This is a genomic window from Nocardia sp. NPDC004068 (assembly GCF_042874315.1).
Lineage (GTDB): Bacteria > Actinomycetota > Actinomycetes > Mycobacteriales > Mycobacteriaceae > Nocardia.
This window is the reverse complement of the sequence record NZ_JBIAMW010000011.1, coordinates 55,619-72,748: the sequence shown is the minus strand read 5'-3', so window position 1 is coordinate 72,748 and position 17,130 is coordinate 55,619. Positions and strand designations below refer to the sequence as shown.

Genomic DNA, 17,130 nt, shown 5'->3' with positions numbered 1-17,130 from the left:
GATGGTGATTCCGAGCGACCTGATCTGTCGCGGTGGACTTTACGACCGTTATTTCGTCGATTGCGACGCAGATCTTTCCGGGCGGAGCGCGATTGTCGATTCAACGACCGATACCGCCGCCTCCGAACGCGGGGTAGAAATCAGTTCGAAAGTATCTTCTTGCCCGGCTCGGTGGGGCACGAGAGAAATCGACTGGTCGAATCCATCCAGAATGGGGTCATGCGATGACGTGTCGCAGCAAACGAATCCTGCCCGTAATGCTGGCAGTTCTGGTGACGATGTTCACCGCGCTCGTCGTCGGCGGAGCTCGAACGGCGCAGGCGGCGCCGGCCAAGGGAGATTATCTGGTCAGCAGGTGTCTGGTGAAGGCGCTCACACCCAAGGGCGGTCCCCGTGGAGACGGATGCAGCGTATGGGGAATTCCTCAATACGCGGGTCCTCGATCGCCGCAGGACATGCCCGACAAGGTGAATGACGCGATCGGCGGGTGTGTGACCCATGGAGCCATGGAACTGGTCCTGGAGTCCGAATTCGTCCTCGAAGAGGCCGAGATTCCGGTCATCGCCGTGGGCACAGGTCTTTTCATCGCGGCCGTGGGATGCGTGTCGGGGGCGTCCGAAGCGATGAACGAGACCGCGGTCGACTCCAAAACCCCCAGCACCGACGCCAGCCTCGGCGGCCTGGATCTCAACGACTACTGCTCGCGCACCTATAACGGCGCCACCGCACACGTGAGAGACACCAACAGCGCGTTCAGTTGGGAATGCGTCCACGGCAACACCCATGCCGGCTATATCGACATCGACGCTCAATGCCAGCACCAGTACGGACCACAAGCGGTATCCGGCCTGCACGATTCCGGCAATCCCTACGCGTGGTACTGCCGTAAGAAGGGCTGACCCCCTCTGCGTTCGCTCGCCGCCGACCATACCGGTCGGCGGCCTCGCGGCGTCCGGGCGCAACTGCGCTGGGCGGCAAGCGGATCCGGCGGACAGCCAGGGTCAGGACAGGTACCTCGACGGAGTGCCGACTCGGATACCGGCGCGCTCGGCGGCGTCGAGCAGCAGGCCCAGTCCGCCTCCCTGGTAGAAACTTCGGTCGTTCACGTCGGGGTCGACGTCCAGGTCGGAGGCTGCGACCCGGTCGCCGAACAGCACAACCGCCTGCCCGGTATTGAACTGACGGCTCATCCAGATCAGACCGTCGAGCGCGAGATCGGCGCGGGCATGGAGCGCGGCGGCCCACTGCACCGTGTCGGGATAGTCGATCGCGTCGGTGTCGATCAGCTGATGATTGCGAAGTCCCAACCGCCGCAACCCGTCTCCGTGCAGACTCGCCAACCGCAGCCGACGGCGGGGAGCCAGGCGGCTGTAGGCGACTGTCCGGTACTGCTTCGACACGAGGACCGCACCCGATCCGAGGGGTAGATCGTGGAAGAGTCGTTCACCGATCGCGACGTCGACGGTATTGCCCGCGTAAAGGATCGGGACCGTCTTGCCTCCGGTATCGGCGAAGAAGCTGAAGCGGCCGGGTTTGCCCACTCCGGGGTTGAACTCACGCGGGCTCCTGCCTCGGGTATGCCCGCGATACATCTCGCGCCCCTGCGGCCAGGTTTCGATCAGCGGAGTGAGAGTCGAACCGGCGGGAGGAGCCGGGACGACGCCGGTGGTGGGAAGGCCGGACGCCACTCCGGTCCCGCGGGGTGTGGTCATTCCGCCGCCACCGCGTAGTCGGCTGCCAAAAGGACCGAATCCGGCCGTGTCAGAAGCAGATCCGCGGGCGCGCGGCCGCCGAGCCAGCCGTTGGGAGAGGCCATCCACAGCACCACCTCCCGCGCGTCCCATTCAGCGGTCAGGCGCGCGATCAGGCGCGAAACCACCGGTGGCACAGTGCCGTCCACATCGAACTGGAAACCCGGGAACACCCCGGTGCCGTCTCCTGCTGGTTCGGCCAGCCGTAGCAACCCGCCGTCGCGGACGAGTTCGTCCAGGTAGTCCTGGACGGCCGCTTCCGATCGGTGCGCCACCGAAGCCACCTCGGTTGCGGTGAGCATCCCGTACTTCTCGGAGATGGTCCGCCACGTGTCGGCCAACCGTGCGTCCGCCGCGGCGACGAGTCGCGCCGTGGCCGGGTCTCCGGCCAGCCGCACCGGATCGACGGCGGCCTCCGTTCCGTTCGCAGGCTCGGACAACCGGCTCATCACCCAGCCGAAGAACGCGCGCACCTCGACGGGGCCGGTGGCGGCGACCCGAACCACGGGAAAGCCCTCGGGCGTGGGCGCATCGATGGATACTTCGAATTCGTGCTGCGGGTGCGGGTTCGGCTCATCAGGGCCGTCGGACATTCTCAGAGAGTAGCAAGCCCACTGGAAGCGAGACGGGGTTCGCGATGAACCGAGGGGGACCGCGCGCCGAGATATCGATCGCGGAGACGATCATGGAGAGCGCCCCGGAGTGGGCGACGGACGCGGCCCGGGCTGCGGCGGCGGCAACCCCCGCAACATCTCGAACCGCCTCTGCCGCCCAACGTCTCGCGTCCGCGCGGGCATGGCTGCAGCTGGCCGAGGACAAGAGGCTCGAAAACCAGTCCCTGGACTGGGCGCAGGCGGTGCGGGTGCAGGCGTTGACCGCGATCTACTTCTGTCTCGCACTCGACTCGCTCGAGCGGTTCACCGACTGGATCACGGCGGCCGATCGTCTGGTCGCGCGGATCGAGAACGCGCCGCCCGACATCGCGCCCGAAATCCGCGCCCGAGCACACAGCATGCTTGCCATCCATCTCGACTTCACCGTCGAGATGTCCCTGACCGAGGATCCGCTCGGAACACTGAGAACCGCTGCCGCGCACGCACAGTCGGCACTCGCGGTGCCCGGCGACCAAGCACCGGCCGAAGCAATCGCCCGACGCCACAACATCATGGCGATCATCGCGCGCAACCTGGCGAAGCGCGCGCAGGGGATTCAGTGGTGGGACATCTCGGTGCGGGCCAACCGAGCCGCGGCCGGTCTCGACCCGGATGGCAGCGACTGCACGGCGCCCGGGGAGATTCCGCTGTCGATCCCTGCCGTCGAACTGGCCACCCGCTGGCAGAATCTGGCGAACGCGTACCGCTCCCGCGGAGCCGCGCTGGGCTCGATCACGGATCTCGAGAACGCCGTCGCGGCCGCCGACCAGGCGTTGCGGTTCGCTCCCCTGGGCGATCCCGCTCGCGGCGGACCGTGGATGGCACGCGCCAACGCCCTCATGTCGCTGGCCGAGCATGTCGATGCGCCACTCGAGCATGTGCGCAACGCGGTGGATGCCTTCCGGCACGCGGTGGAGTTGCCGTCGACCGGTGCCGTACGTCGACAGAAACGGTTGACTTCGCTGGGGCACGCGTTACGGCGCCTGCACGATCTCAGCACGTCGGTCGACGGCGAGGACAAGAGCCTGCTGACCGAGGCGATCACGTATTCGGCTCGTGCCGTTCGCCTGACCCGTCCGGGTGCCCAGGAACGGCCTCGGCTCGTGGCCAACCTCGCCAATGCCCTGCGAGACCGAGCACGCCTCGAGGACGATCCGCGAGAATGGCGCAGGGCGATCAGATGGTATCGCCGCGCGTTGAGCCTGTCGCAGGCCCAACCCCACAGCGCGGACAGGGATATTCCGCAGCACGAGATTCTGCTGGCCGCGGCACTCGAACTCCACCATCGTCCGGCCGGAACCCTGGATCCCGAAGCCGAGCAGCTGTTCCGGAGCGCCTTGGCCCATGCCGCGGAACTCGATGTCTCGCTGTACGTTCGGGCGGCGCGCCGCTTCGCGCGCGCATTGGTCCGTTACCACCGCGCGAAGGACGCCGTCGCCGTACTCCTGAGTGTGATCGAAAACCTCGCTGCCACAACGGATTCACGGATCCAATCGCAGCGACTGCAACTACGCTGCGAGGCGGCCGCGCTCCTGGCCGTCGCCGGTGATCCGGACGCCGCGCTCAGCATCGCGGGATGCGACGACCTCGACCCCGCCATCGTGTTGCTGCCCGGCCTCGCCGAGGGCGTAGTCCTGCGTCGCGCCCCGACCGATCGGTGGATCCTCGTCCGCTCGTCCCTGCTGACCTGGGATCGATTGCGCGTCGAACGCGACCGTTTACAGCATCGCTATCGCTCGGGTGACACCGACCGGCCCGCATCCGGCGATATCGAGAACGCGATTCTGTTCTGCCGTAACGTTTTCGGCGAGCCCACGGACAGCGACATCTCGGCACCGACCATCGCGGCCGGCCCGGCGCTCGACCTTCCGTTCCATGCCGTGACGAACTGCGTGTCACGGTCGCTGCCCACGGCCCGACCGTCGAGGAAGGCCCCGCGCGAATCGAACGGAATCATGGTCAGGGCCTCGTTCGCGCGACATCCGCAATTGCCCGGCTCGAAGATCGAACGATCGACGATGCGGCGCATCCTGGGCGCCGACCTGATCGTGCGAGAGGTACTGCCCTCGGACGACGAACCCCCCGAGGACACGAGTGCACCGATCCTGCACATCGCCGCTCATGGTGGCGAAGTCGACCGAAGACCCGCACTGAGTCTCGAGCCGGACACCTGGATAGTCCCGTCGCGGCACGAGAACCTCTGCATCCCACCGATTCTCGTGCTCACCGTCTGCCCCACCGCGTACCGGCACGAAGCGCCCTATCCGCCCCGCCGCATTCAGGACGAGCTCCTCGCCGCGGGCGCCCACGTGGTCATCTCACCTCAATGGCCGGTTCGCGACGCCGCCGCGGCGGCCTTCACCGCGGGCTTCTACCAGAATCTGCGCCGAAACGAGTTGGTACGCAATCCGATCGATGCCGCAGCCCTCGCGGTCGAGCGATCGGTGGCGGCGATGCGTTCGAGTACCGTGCGCGACCTCGAGCGGACCCATCCCGAACTCGCGATCCTGCCCGCGCTGAACGGACCAGGCGACTCCCGTCCGTTCGCCCATCCCCGCGACCACGCGACATGGGTGTGCTGGACCTGAACTGCCTCGCCCCGAGACCCGAGACCCAACCCGCGTTGCGTCCGCCCGTTGTGCGCGTTGAGCGGTCGTGCCGCTCCAGGAGCCAGCGGGGCGGTCCGAAGGTGGACGATGAATCAGCTCATCGAGAGGGCTTGTGCATCTGTGGGGAGACCTCGAGATCGGAGGTACCCGACATGGCCGACCGCTAGGTCAGGTCGCTCAAGTCCGCCAAGTACGCATTGACCGTGCCGGAGGTGTCGTTCGGTCTGGTGAGGATGACGACCTCGAGGTCCAGGGGCTCCGATATCGGGCGGTAGGTCAGGCCCGGGATGCCCAGGCGGTCGGCGCCGTCGGGGACCAGGGCGATTCCGTGGCCGGCTGAGGCGAGGGTGAGTACGGACAATGTCGTGGGTGCGAGGCGTGGTTCGGGGAGGGATGTGAGGGCGGGGCGGATTCGGTCGGCGAGGGTTGTGGTGCCGGTTTGGGGGGCGGGCAGGATCAGTCGCTCGTCGGCGAAATCGGCTAGGGAGAGTTGCTGTTTGCGGGCCAGGTCGTGGTCATCGCGTAGTGCGGCCACCATGTGTATGCGGCGTCGGGGGTGTGGTGTGAGTGCTTCGATGTGCTCCGGGCCGAAGTGGGGGGTGTAGCCGAGGTCGATTGTTCCTCTTCGCAACTCGTCCGCGACGCCGCCGGGTGACAGCTCTCGCACGTCGATCTCGACCCGGGGATGTCGGTCGTGGAAGGCGCGCAGGTCCGTGGGCAGCAGTCCGCTGTACGCGGCGTAGCCGGAGAATCCGATTCGCAGGGAACCGGATTCGCCGCGCACGGATTCTCGCGCCGAACGCATGGCCCGGTCCGCCTGCTCCAGAACGCGACGGGCCTGCTCATGGAAGAGTCGACCGGCATCGGTGAGCTGGACGGACCGACTGGTGCGGAGGAACAGAGGTCCGCCCACCTCGTCCTCGAGTTGGCGGATCTGCACGCTCAATGTCGACTGGGTCACGAACAACTGCTCCGCCGCTCGTCCGAAATGCAGCTGCTCGGCCACGGCGACGAAGTACCTCAGGTGCCGCAGTTCCACCGCCGTCTCCCATCACGCGCACCGACTATTCGCCACGAACGATCAATGAATCGGTTCATTCTATTGGATTAATCGTTCCCGGCTTGGCAGTGTCGTCAACGGACGCGTCAATCCCTCGAAGCGACAGGCAGCACGGCCATGACACCGATCGAAGCGCACGACCACTCGGACATATTCGTCGACCACGCCTACGTCGAACACATCGTCGACCTCGGCGAGATTCGAATGAACTATGCGGTGGCCGGTGATCCGTCCGCCCCGGCCATGCTGCTCATCCCCGCCCAGACCGACTCGTGGTGGAGCTACGAGGCGGCGATGGGACTGCTGTCCGACCGCTACCAGGCCTACGCCGTCGACCTGCGCGGCCAAGGGCGGTCGACGTGGACGCCCGGCCGGTACAGTCTCGACATCTTCGGCGGTGACCTGGTTCGATTCATCGACCGGGTGATCGGCCGCCCGACGATCGTGTGCGGCCTGTCCTCGGGCGGAACGATCGCCGCGTGGCTGTCGGCCTATGCCGCACCGGGACAGGTCGTCGCCGCCGTCTTCGAGGATCCGCCTCTGTTCGCCTCCGAGGCCAGCCCCGCGGTCGGCCCATCCATTCGCCAGGGAGTCGCGCCGATGTTCCGGCTTTGGCACAAATGGCTCGGCGCGCAGTGGAGTATCGGTGACTACGACGGAATGCGCTCGGCCCTGCCTCGCGAAATCCCCGGCTGGATGCTCGCCGCCCTCGCGCGGATGTCCGGATCCCGTCCTCCCTCGAACGGGATCCCGCAGAATCTCCGCGAGTACGACCCCGAATGGGGTGACGCGTTCGTCAGCGGACGAGCCACCCTCAACTGCGACCACGACACGATGCTGCGGCAGGTGAAGGTGCCCGTCCTGCTCACCCATCACTTCCACTACGTCGACCCCGAGAGCGGCAATATCCTCGGCGCCCTCGCCGACGTTCAGGCCGCCCGCGTCAAGGAACTCGTGGAGGGAACGGGAAACAGCTTCACCTACCGCGCCTTTCCCGAGATGCCGCACTCCATGCACGAACACGACCCGCGGCGGTACGTTGCCACGGTGACCGAGTGGCTCGACTCCCTCGAGTCCGACATCAAGCCCCGGCCGCACGGTTCATGAGCGCGGCCAGTTCGCGGAGTCGCGTGATGAGCTCCGGCGGGTCGAGCACCCGGAACTCGAATCCGAAACCGGCCAGGTAGGCCGCGAGGGCGTCGAGTGAATGCGCACCCGTATGCAGCACACAGCTTTTCGCGTCGCGAGCCTCGAGGACGCCCACGGTCGGCGCGATCCGTTCGGCGGCGAGGGTCGCGGAGGTGTGCAGCAGGATGCGCGCCTGGTAGCGGTAGGGCGCGGTGGTCACCGCGTGCGAGACGAAGTCCGCGGCGTCCGGCGCCTCGCGCGGTGTGAAGCGCGGGCCGGTGGGGGTGCGCGGGGTCAGCCGGTCCACGCGGTAGGTGCGCCAATCCTCGCGGTCGGTATCCCAGCCGATCAGGTACCAGCGGCGTCCGGTGTGCACGAGTCGATGCGGTTCGGTTGTGCGCCTGGCGGTTTCGCCGGTGTGCGTGCGGTAGTCGAAGCGCAGCCGGTGCTGCTCGCGGACGGCGGCGGCGATGGCGGTGAGGGTGTCCGGATCGACCCGTGGCCCGCCCGCCGGGACCGCGACGGTCGCCGCCTGGAGGGCGGTCATGCGATGCCGCAGCCGCGACGGCAGCACCTGTTCGAGTTTGGCCAGCGCGCGCAGCGAACTCTCCTCGATGCCCGCGATGGTCCCGCCCGCCGCGGTGCGCAGGCCCATGGCGACCGCGATGGCCTCGTCGTCGTCCAGCAGCAGCGGCGGCAGTGTCGCGCCCGCGCCCAGCCGGTATCCGGCGGCGCCCGCGACGGCGTGCACGGGGTAGCCGAGGGCGCGCAGCTTCTCGATGTCGCGGCGCACGGTGCGCACGTCCACGTCGAGGTGGCGGGCGAGTTCCGCGCCGGTCCAGTCGCGCGGGGTCTGGAGCAGTGACAGCAGCCGGAGCAGGCGGGCGGAGGTTTCCAACACGAATTCGAGTCTGCCCGACAACCTAGGGCGGGAGCTGTCCTAGGTGGTTCCTACGGTGATTCTCATGAGCGACGAGATAACTCCCTTCCGCATCGATATCCCGCAGGAACAGCTCGACGACCTGACGGCCCGGCTCGATGCCGCGCGCCTGCCCGCGCCGCTGCCCGGCGACGACTGGGACACCGGCGTCCCCGTGCACTGGCTGCGCGAACTGGTCGACCACTGGCGTACCGACTACGACTGGCGGGCCGCCGAGGCGGAGCTGAACCGCTACCCGCAGTTCATCACCGAGATCGAGGGGCAGCGAATCTTCTTCCTGCACATCCGCTCCGCCGAGCCGGACGCGGTGCCGCTGCTCATGACCCACGGCTGGCCCGGCTCGGTGGTGGAATTCCTGGACGTCATCGGCCCGCTGACCGATCCCCGGGCACACGGCGGCGATCCGGCCGACGCCTTCCACCTGGTGATTCCCTCGCTGCCGGGCTTCGGATTCTCCGGCCCGGTCGCCGAAACCGATTGGGACAGAGCGCGTATCGGCCGGGTGTGGGCGACGTTGATGGAGCGCCTGGGCTACGAGCGCTACGGCACCCAGGGCGGCGATATCGGCGGCGCGGTGAGCCCCGAGGTCGCCCGCTCGGCCCCGGACAAGGTGATCGGCGTGCACACCAACGGCGGCCCGAACCTGCCGCCGCCGGAGGCGAAGGAGCACCTCGACGAGCTGACCGAGCTGGAGCGCGACCGGGTGCGCCGGATCGATGCGTTCCTGCGAGAGGAGTTCGGCTACATCGCGATCCAGTCGACCCGCCCGCAGTCCCTGGCCTACGGTCTGGTGGATTCGCCGGTGGGACAGCTGGCCTGGATCATGGACAAGTTCCGCGAGTGGACGCATCCGCGAAACGTGTTGCCCGACAAGATCATCGACCGGAACCGTCTGCTGACCAATGTCATGCTGTACTGGCTGACCGGCACCGCGGGCTCGGCCGCCTACGTCGGTTACGCCTCGGCGTCGCCGTGGGGCGCGACCCCGGCGAATTCCGGTGTGCCGACCGGGGTGATCGCCTTCGCCCACGATGTCTGCATCCGCCGCTACTGCGAGCCGTCCAACACCATCACGCGCTGGGTGGACGTCGATCGCGGCGGTCACTTCGCGGCGCTCGAGGAGCCGGAGCTCCTCGTCGACGATATCCGCGAGTTCTTCCGCACGGTGCGCTGAATCCCGAGCCGTCAGGCCGGATCGGGCTCCGGCTGCAACTGGAAGTTGTAGGTCGCGTACCGGTGGAGTTCGCTGCCCGCGTCCTCCCAGCTGTAGGCCTTGCGGCCGATGTGGTTGAGGCGGATGCGGGTGTCGGCCATGATGTCGAAGCCGCTGCGGCGGGCGCGTTCGCAGAAGGCGTAGTCCTCGCCGAGGTACCAGTGGTTCTCGCCGTCCTGCTGGATCAGGGGGAGGAAGTAGGGGACCGTGACGCGGCCGAACTGTTTGTTGCAGATGGGGAGTTGCTCGTGTTCGATCATCGTCTCGTAGACGGTGCGGTGGGTGAACAGGAAGCCGGTGGCGGCGTATTTGATCTCCATCAGGCCGCCGCCCTCGCCGAACAGGATGCGTTTGGTGCCGGGCAGCATGTGACAGGCCAGTTCGCGCACGCCCTTCTTGGCGTAGATGGCGCACACGATGGGTAGATCGTGGTGGCGCAGCATGTCCACCGAATCGGGGTCGAAGCCGATGTCGGAGTCGATCCACATGAGCCCGTCGAAGCCGTCGAGCAGCGCGTCGGTGGCCATCTGGCTGCGGCCTTGGTCGATGGCCGCGTAGCCGGTGATGGTGCGCACGGTGTAGCCGCGTCGTTCCAGTTCGCTCAGGCCCCGCGCGCATTCGGGTTCCAGGTAGCCGCCGATCGGTACGAGAACACAGCAGCGGCGTGGGTCCATCGTGGTATCTCCATCTATTCGGCCAGTTCGTTCGTCAGTCCGGCGAGCGCGAACTGGTACATCGCGCCCACCACATCGGCCTCGGCGGTCACGTCGAGGGCCGTGAGCACCATATCCGTTGTGACCGTGCGGGTTTCGGCCGCGGCGACCAGCTCGACCACCGCCTCGCGGTCGGCCTGCGGGCCCAGGACCGCGCACACCACGTCCACGGTGGTCGCGGGGGTCCACAGGCCGGGGATGGCCGCGCCGATCGCGGCGGGCTCCGGCGAGCGGCCGCGGAACCAGCCGCCGCCCTCCCACCAATAGCAGAAGGTCAGTAGCCCGGTGGTCACCCGCTGGTCGAGCACGGGGTTCGCCAGCCATTCCGGGGCGCCGGCGTAGAGATCCGGCAGGTCCGCGCCGTCGTTGTAGGCGGCGTCGAGTTCCGGTGCGTCCCAGACGCCGCCGGAGAGCACGGCCCGCCGGGCGGTCAGCAGATGCAGCGTGGATCCGCTGCCGTTGCTGGCCTCGAACACTCCCGACGAGCCGAGGACGCGCGGTCCGGCGTCCGAGCCGATCGCGACCGCCGCCGCGGAGATCGTCGTCCAGCGAGCCCAGATCAGGTCCGGCGCGGGGAGACCCGCGGGCTCCGGCGTGATTCCCCGGCTCCGGTCGGTGCGCGACCGCACGATCGCGCGCCGCGGCGGCCGGGACTGCCGGTCGGCGTGGTCGATATAGGCTGCCAGCCAGATCGGCAGCCGGGCGCGGGGGAAGGCCGCCAGGTCCGCGCGGTACGCCTCCGGGGGGTGCAGTTCGTCGCCGGTGAAGGGGACCGCGCCGTAGTCGTATTCGAGCTCGATGCTCGAATCCTCTTGTGCCGCAGGCCCTTCCGAGTCAGTGCGCACGCAGTGCAGCAGCACCCGCCACCAGGCGTGGCCCGCGAGCGGCACGGTCACCTCGCGCAGCAACTGCGCCAGCTCCCCGGCCTCCCGCGGCACCGGGACCGGGGTGACCTCGCCGACGTCGTCGGTGAAGTACGCGACCGCCGCGATCGCCCGCACGGTGACCGAGAACGCCACATCCAGCCGCTGCCAGTCCACCGGCGCCGCGGGCAGCAGGGTGTCCGCGATGGCCCGCCCGAGACCGGTCGCGTAGCGGTCGATATCGATCGGCGCGGCCGGATCGGACTCCTCGACGGTGACCGTGACCTCGGCATCCGGCACCGGCGGCACCGGCACGGGACCTTCCGTCGACACCGTGACCTCGACCTCCGCCGCCGCGACCGGTGGTGTCGCCGCGCTCCGGCCCGCGGCGGACCCGCCGAAACCCCCGAGCGTGAAGGCGATATCGGGCTGCGGATCGGTGGTGGTGTCGGCTTCGTTCATGAGTGGGCCGTTCTCGCGCGGGGATCAGTGGCTGCCGTCGTCGGATATCGCGGACCGGGACGCGCGCAGGAAATCGCCGGCGGTGCGGACATCCAGATCACGGTCGGGGGCGTCGGGTGGGCTGGTGGGTGCGCGGGACTGGCCGGGGATGTGCTCGGGGAGGTCCGGAGAGCCGGGGAGCAGGTCGGATAGTCTGGGCCAGTGCGCGCGGCGATCGAGCAAGGGCCGCACCAGTTCTCGCAGCCGGCGCGCGATCTCGGCGGCGGCCTGCTGGGCGGCCTGGGTGACCGCGGCGGCGATCTCGTCGTCGGAGAGGTCGTCGATACGATCGGAGAACTCGACCCCGGTCACGATGCCGTCGCCGTCGACCGTCACCACCACCCGGCCGTCGTGGATCGAGGCCCGCGCGGACATCTCGCTCTTGCGGCGCTGCGCCTCGGCGATGCCGTCGATCTGGTCGCGCAGCCCCTCCAGCACCGTGTGCATATCGTTTCTGAGCTGTTCGTTGCTCACTCGCGCCTCCTCACCAGCTGTTGCCGCCCGTGCCCACGAGCGCCGGATCCCGCTTCCCGTTCGAGTCGGCGAGCGCGAGGGCGGGCGGCTTCACATTGACCGGATCCGCCCAGAAGTCGGCGCCCGGCGCGGTCACCGCGGTGAACGGATCGGGCATCAGCTCGCTCAGTTTGATCTTGCGGGCCCGGACGCGGCCGCTGTAGAAGGTGCCGTCCTCGAGCTGCCGCTCCCGGCGGGCGGCCTTGTCGAAGGCCGCGAGTTCCGCGCGCGCCGCGGCGGCGGTGATACCGGCCCGGCCGAGCATCGCCGTCATCGCTGCCCGCTGGTCGTGCTCGCGGATCGTGAGCCCGGCGCGATCGACCGCGGCGCCGTGCCGATCGATGGTGGATTGTGCTGCGGCGCGGGTGTTGTCGTGGTTGGTCACGGTGGCGCGGTCGTTGGCGATGGTGGGTCGGTGGTTGTCGACGGTGGTTTGTGCCGCGGCGCGGGTGTTGTCGTGGTGGGTGACCGTGGCGCGGTCGTTGGCGATGGTGGGTCGGTGGTTGTCGACGGTGGTTTGTGCTGCGGCGCGGGTGTTGTCGTGGTGGGTCACGGTGGCGCGGTCGCCGGTGATGGTGGGTTGATGATGATCGATGGTGGATTGTGCTGCGGCGCGGGTGTTGTCGTGGTGGGTGACCGTGGCGCGGTCGTTGGCGATGGTGGGTCGGTGGTTGTCGACCGTGGTCTGCGCCGCCGCCCGGTTGGTGTCGTGTCGGTTCACGGTGGCGCGATCCGCGTCGAGCCCGGGCGCGGGCCGGTTCCGGGCGTCCGCGGCGGCGGTGGCCCGGTCGTCGGCGATGCCGGGGGCGAGACGGTTCACGGTCGCCTGCGCCGCGGCGCGGTTGTTGTCGTAGGCCGTGACGGCGGCGCGATCACCGGCCACGCCGGGGGCCAGCGAGTCGTGCGTGTTCCGGGCCGCGGCCCGGTCGTTCGTGTACTGCTCGACGATGTTCCGCGCCCCGGTGTCGCCGGGATTCGACGCGAGCGCGGCGCGGGCGTTCGTGACGGCCGCGGGCTCGGGCGCCGTGAGGGTGGTGTGCGCCTGGTCGAAATCGGCGATTCTGTTGCGCGCGTTGGTGATAGCGGACGGTTCCGGTGAGTTGAGGAGATGCTGGGCGCGGTCGTGCTCGTCGATCGTCAGGCGCGCGCGGGCCGCGGCGACATCGGCCGGTTCGGGGGAGTTGAGCAGGTGCTGGGCGTTGTCGTAGGCGGTGACGTTGGCGCGGGCGTTGGTGACGGCTGGTGGTTCGGGTGTGTTGAGGATGGTGTGGGCGTTGTCGTAGGCGGTGATGTTCGCGCGGGCGTTGGTGACCGCTGGTGGTTCGGGTGTGTTGAGCAGGTGTTGGGCGTTGTCGTAGGCGGTGACGTTGGCGCGGGCGTTGGTGACGGCCGGTGGTTCGGGTGTGTTGAGGACGGTGTGGGCGTTGTCGTAGGCGGTGACGTTCGCGCGGGCGTTCGTGACGGCCGCCGGTTCGGGGGCCGCGAGGGTGTCGCGCGCGGTTTGGACGTTCGCCCCGTGCTGGTTGACCGTGGCGTGGGATTCGGTCAGGGTCGGCGCCGGAGTCACCGGAATCCCGTGCGCCCGTTGCTGATCCGCGATCGCGGCGTCGAGATCGGCCTTGGCGGTCGCCACCGCGGCCTGGGCGTTCTTCTGCGTGTCGAGCGGGCCGTCCTTCACCGCGTGCGGCAGGACGTTCAGCACCTCCTTCGGCGCGCCGCTGAGGATCCTCGAGGCCACGCTGTTCAGCCGGTCGTGCTGCTTGCCGATGTCGCGGTCGATGTGCCGCAGATTCCCTTCCGCCGCATCGAGATCGCGCTGCGCGCGCACGGCATCGTGCTGGGCTTGGCGCAGGTCGGCCTTCAGGTTCGCCCGCTGCATCGGATCGTCGGTGTCGCGCAGCCGATGTCTGATGTCGGCGACATGCTGCTCGGCGTCGTCCCGCGCCGCGCGGGCGGTGTCGACCCGATCCTGGAGCGGGCCGCGGTTCTGCTGCAAGGTGTCGAGCCGCTGCTGCATGGTGTCGAGTCGTTGCCGCACGGCGTTGTTGGCCGCCTCGTGCTTGTCGATGGCGGCGGCGAGTTCCGCGCGGCGCCGCTCGACGAGGGCATCGGCCGCGTCGCGCTGGGGTTTCGGTAGCGGGCCGCCGTCACCGTCGCCTTGTTCTTGTGATCGAACATGCTGCGGCGCTTGGTGATTGCCGTCGTCCCCGCCGTGCCCTTGCAGCTCGTGACCCTGCCGGTCGCCGCCGGTCGCCGTGGGCTGCCGCGCGGCGGCCACCGAGTCCCAGGAGTTGCGCATCGCCGGGTCGTTGCGCAGTCCGGCGAGGCGGTCCTGCGCGCCGGTCGCGTCGGCGGTGGCCGCGTGGACGGCGCTGTTGGTCTCGGTGGCGGCCCGCGCGGCGTTCATCGCCTGAACGCGAGCCCGATCGGCCTGAGCGCGCAGCGTGGTGGCGTTCGGGTCGTGGGCGGCCTCGGCGGCGCGCGCGGTCCGGTCCGCGTCGCGGGCGGCGTTGCGGGCGTCGGTGGCGCGCTGCGCGGCGTCCTGGGCGTGCTCGGTGGCGATCCGCACCTTCTCCCGGCTGTTCAGCGCGTCCATTTCCGCGCCGTGCCGGGCGATTTCGGCATCGCGGTTGATGCTGTACCGGGCCGGCCGATCGCTGAACGGATTCAGATTGCGCGCCTGGCGGCCGATGAAGTTCTGGTTGGCGCGGTCCAGATCGCGTGCGGTCGAATAGTTCTGCTCGTGTTGGTCGCGCAGGGCCTGCTGCTGCTCGGCGAAACCGCGTGCGGGCGGCGCGGGATTCGCGGGCCGGTTTCCGCCGGTGTTGTCGCCGCCATGGGCGACCGGGGTGATGTCGTCAGCGCCACCGCGGGAACCATTGCTGCCCAGAGCATTCTGCCCGCCGCTGCGGGAACCGTTGCCGCCCAAAGAATTCTGTTCACCACTTCGGGAACCGTTGCCGCCCAGAGAATTCTGTCCACCACCGTGGGAACCGCTGCCGTCCGAGGGATTCGGCCCACCGCCGCGGCCGCCGTTACCTCCTCCGTCGGTGCCCCCGAGGCCCAGCCGGTTCCCGCCCCCGGTGCCGACATTCAGCTCCGGATGCGTGGCGGTGAAATCGGCTCCCGTCCCCGGCCGCGCGCCGAGTTGGCCGATGAAGCCGCGCTGCCCGCCGACCATGGCCCCGGTGACCGCCGCCCCGATCTGCGCTGTCTTGATGTTGTCGTAGTAACTGGTGCCGGTGACCAGCGAATACAACCCCGCTCCCGCCAGGCCGCTGACGACGTTCGTCGTCATGCCCGTCGCCGCCCCGTTCACCATTCCGGCCAGACCGCGCGTGGAGTCGATGCCGAACGACTTGAACAGATCCCCGCCCCACTTCTCCACGTACACCGCGGGCAGATGGCTGGCCCATTTGCCGACCATGGACGCCCCCATGGACAGCCCCAGCTCCTGGCCGTTGAGCTCGTCGCGATGGCCCTTCGCGATCTGGATGGTCTGCACCAGCAGGTCCTGGCCGCCGGACCAGAGGCCCACGTTCACACCGCTTTTCACCAGCCATTTGGCGAATTCGTCCGGCATCACGTCGAAGACGTCGCGTACGAAGGGATTGCGCGCCATCGCCTCGGGCATCATGTCCAGCAGCGTGCGGGCCGGGGTGATCCGCTTGACGCCCAGCCCGATCGGGTTGGCCAGCAGGTCGCCGGCCTTGCTCGGCAGATCCGGCACGATCTTGACGAATTTGACGAACTGCCCGATGAGCTTGCCGACCCCGGGAATCGACTCCAGGAACGCCATCACCTGCCGGCCCAGGCGATACAGGAAGGCGCGGGTCGCGCCCACCGCGGCGGCCTCGACGCCCGGCGCGGTCGGCGGGAACAGCCAGGCCAGCGCGATCTCCGCGGCCAGCAGCGACAGCGAGACGATGACCATGAGCTTGGTCTGCTCCATGGTCGTGCCCGCGTTGCGGGTGGACTGACCGATCTGCGTCATGTATTTGGCGAGTTCGTCGACGGAACCCTTGCCGGAGAGCAGCTTTCCCACCTCGGCCACGGCCTGCTCGCCGCCGGTGCCCGAGGCGTAGGCGGACCGCAGCTCGTTCTGCACCGTCTTGATCTCGTCGAGCAGCGCCTCGAGTTGTTTCGCGGCGTTCTTCCACTCGTCGCCCATCGCGAACATCTTGTCCTCGTCGCCGTCGGGCCATTCGGCCCCGGCGATGTAGGAGACCCAGCGCAGTTCGGGCGGCAGATACAGCGCCATACCCGGGCTATCCGCCCTGGTGATCGGCCGCGGTCATCTTGTTCGCCGCGTCGATCATGCCCTGTCCGAACTGACCGAGCGAGGTCACCAGTTCGTGTGCCCCGGAGAGCAATTCGGTGCGGGACCGGACGTATCCGTCGTCGCCGTCGGCGAAGCCCTTGCCGAAGGAGTCCGTGCCCCACGTCTCGGGCCCGGCCGTGCCCACCGCGCCGTTCAAATGGGACACGATGCCACTGAGCTTGTCGCGCACCGTCAACATGTGGTTGCCCGTGGCCGTCAGCTTGGCCGGATCGACCTCCACCGCGTCTGCCATGTCCACTCCCTCACGATGTCGTTCGCCGTTCACCCGGGCCGCCGGGGGCGCGGGTGGGAATCAGGGGAATCGCCGCCGCCGGCCCGACCGCACCCAGCTCGCCCGCGGTGACGGCGACATCGGTGTCGCGATCCAGCAACGACCAGGTCAGGGCGCGCCCTTTCCGCAGTACCTCGGTGGCCGCGGCGCGCACCGCGATCGGAATGGCCTCGGCGACTTCGTCATAGGAGAGATCACAGATATCCGCGGCGAATTTCGTCTCGATGAGCACGCCATCGGCATTGACAGTGACCTGAATTCTTTTCTCGCAGACGAGTGCGGTCGCGGTGAGCAGTTTGCGCCGCCGTTCGAGCTCGGCGATCTCGCGCCGTTGTTCCTCGATCTCCGCCGGAGTTGTCGGCGGCGGACGCCGCGGCTCGTGGGCCACGTCGAAACCTCCTCTCGCCCAGACAATGTCAGGCAGGCCCGGCTCGCGGACAACAATGCCACCTCTGCTTGATTCGCAGGTTACCGCAACTCGCTCGGCACCGTATGCTAAATCCTTGCAAAGTTTTGTAACGGGGAATGACCTTGTGCAGCAGGGAATCTCGGAAGCCGATTGTTTCCGGTGCG

Annotated in this window: 14 protein-coding genes; 4 read left to right on the top strand and 10 right to left on the bottom strand. The window is 68.6% G+C overall.

Going from position 1 to position 17,130, the window contains the following annotated elements; all coding sequences use genetic code 11:
• Window positions 1-257: 257 nt before the first annotated feature.
• Window positions 258-899 carry a hypothetical protein gene (locus ACFYTQ_RS26320; protein ID WP_387366346.1) on the top strand — a complete coding sequence of 214 codons (642 nt, stop codon included), beginning with the start codon at window positions 258-260 and terminating at the stop codon, window positions 897-899.
• Between the two features lie 102 nt (window positions 900-1,001).
• Here ACFYTQ_RS26320 and ACFYTQ_RS26315 read toward each other — a convergent pair whose 3' ends face one another.
• Window positions 1,002-1,712 (bottom strand): RES family NAD+ phosphorylase, encoded by a 711-nt coding sequence (locus ACFYTQ_RS26315; RefSeq protein ID WP_387366343.1) that lies wholly within the window; start codon window positions 1,710-1,712, stop codon window positions 1,002-1,004.
• Window positions 1,709-2,344: a hypothetical protein gene (locus ACFYTQ_RS26310; RefSeq protein ID WP_387366340.1), complete on the bottom strand. Its 636-nt coding sequence runs from the start codon at window positions 2,342-2,344 to the stop codon at window positions 1,709-1,711. The genes ACFYTQ_RS26315 and ACFYTQ_RS26310 overlap by 4 nt, the downstream gene beginning before the upstream one ends.
• A gap of 44 nt (window positions 2,345-2,388) precedes the next feature.
• On the opposite strand from ACFYTQ_RS26310, the gene ACFYTQ_RS26305 reads away from it, so the two are divergent.
• Window positions 2,389-4,992: a CHAT domain-containing protein gene (locus tag ACFYTQ_RS26305; protein ID WP_387366337.1), complete on the top strand. Its 2,604-nt coding sequence runs from the start codon at window positions 2,389-2,391 to the stop codon at window positions 4,990-4,992.
• 184 nt (window positions 4,993-5,176) lie between these two features.
• Here the strand turns inward: ACFYTQ_RS26305 and ACFYTQ_RS26300 are convergent, their stop codons facing one another.
• Window positions 5,177-6,052, bottom strand: coding sequence for a LysR family transcriptional regulator (locus tag ACFYTQ_RS26300; protein WP_387366335.1), 876 nt, complete (start codon window positions 6,050-6,052; stop codon window positions 5,177-5,179).
• A 138-nt stretch (window positions 6,053-6,190) separates the two neighbouring features.
• Between ACFYTQ_RS26300 and ACFYTQ_RS26295 the strand changes: the two genes are divergently transcribed.
• Window positions 6,191-7,180 (top strand): alpha/beta fold hydrolase, encoded by a 990-nt coding sequence (locus ACFYTQ_RS26295; protein WP_387366332.1) that lies wholly within the window; start codon window positions 6,191-6,193, stop codon window positions 7,178-7,180.
• Here the strand turns inward: ACFYTQ_RS26295 and ACFYTQ_RS26290 are convergent.
• Window positions 7,155-8,102 (bottom strand): helix-turn-helix transcriptional regulator, encoded by a 948-nt coding sequence (locus ACFYTQ_RS26290; protein ID WP_387366329.1) that lies wholly within the window; start codon window positions 8,100-8,102, stop codon window positions 7,155-7,157. The two genes, ACFYTQ_RS26295 and ACFYTQ_RS26290, sit on opposite strands and share 26 nt — an antisense overlap.
• A gap of 64 nt (window positions 8,103-8,166) precedes the next feature.
• Between ACFYTQ_RS26290 and ACFYTQ_RS26285 the strand changes: the two genes are divergently transcribed.
• Entirely contained in the window at window positions 8,167-9,315 is a 1,149-nt protein-coding gene (locus tag ACFYTQ_RS26285; protein WP_387366326.1) for an epoxide hydrolase family protein, read from the top strand.
• 11 nt (window positions 9,316-9,326) lie between these two features.
• On the opposite strand, the gene ACFYTQ_RS26280 is transcribed toward ACFYTQ_RS26285, so the two are convergent.
• From ACFYTQ_RS26280 to ACFYTQ_RS26255, 6 genes are read right to left on the bottom strand one after another with little or no spacing between them, the layout of a single operon-like run.
• Window positions 9,327-10,028 carry a hypothetical protein gene (locus ACFYTQ_RS26280; protein WP_387366323.1) on the bottom strand — a complete coding sequence of 234 codons (702 nt, stop codon included), beginning with the start codon at window positions 10,026-10,028 and terminating at the stop codon, window positions 9,327-9,329.
• A 14-nt stretch (window positions 10,029-10,042) separates the two neighbouring features.
• Window positions 10,043-11,392, bottom strand: coding sequence for a hypothetical protein (locus ACFYTQ_RS26275; RefSeq protein WP_387366320.1), 1,350 nt, complete (start codon window positions 11,390-11,392; stop codon window positions 10,043-10,045).
• Between the two features lie 24 nt (window positions 11,393-11,416).
• Complete coding sequence (locus ACFYTQ_RS26270) at window positions 11,417-11,905, bottom strand: YbaB/EbfC family nucleoid-associated protein (RefSeq protein WP_387366317.1); 489 nt, start codon at window positions 11,903-11,905, stop codon at window positions 11,417-11,419.
• Between the two features lie 10 nt (window positions 11,906-11,915).
• Window positions 11,916-16,205, bottom strand: coding sequence for a hypothetical protein (locus ACFYTQ_RS26265; RefSeq protein ID WP_387366314.1), 4,290 nt, complete (start codon window positions 16,203-16,205; stop codon window positions 11,916-11,918).
• 7 nt (window positions 16,206-16,212) lie between these two features.
• Entirely contained in the window at window positions 16,213-16,518 is a 306-nt protein-coding gene (locus tag ACFYTQ_RS26260) for a hypothetical protein (RefSeq protein WP_387366311.1), read from the bottom strand.
• 10 nt (window positions 16,519-16,528) lie between these two features.
• Window positions 16,529-16,945 (bottom strand): hypothetical protein, encoded by a 417-nt coding sequence (locus ACFYTQ_RS26255; protein ID WP_387366308.1) that lies wholly within the window; start codon window positions 16,943-16,945, stop codon window positions 16,529-16,531.
• Between the last annotated feature and the right edge of the window lie 185 nt (window positions 16,946-17,130).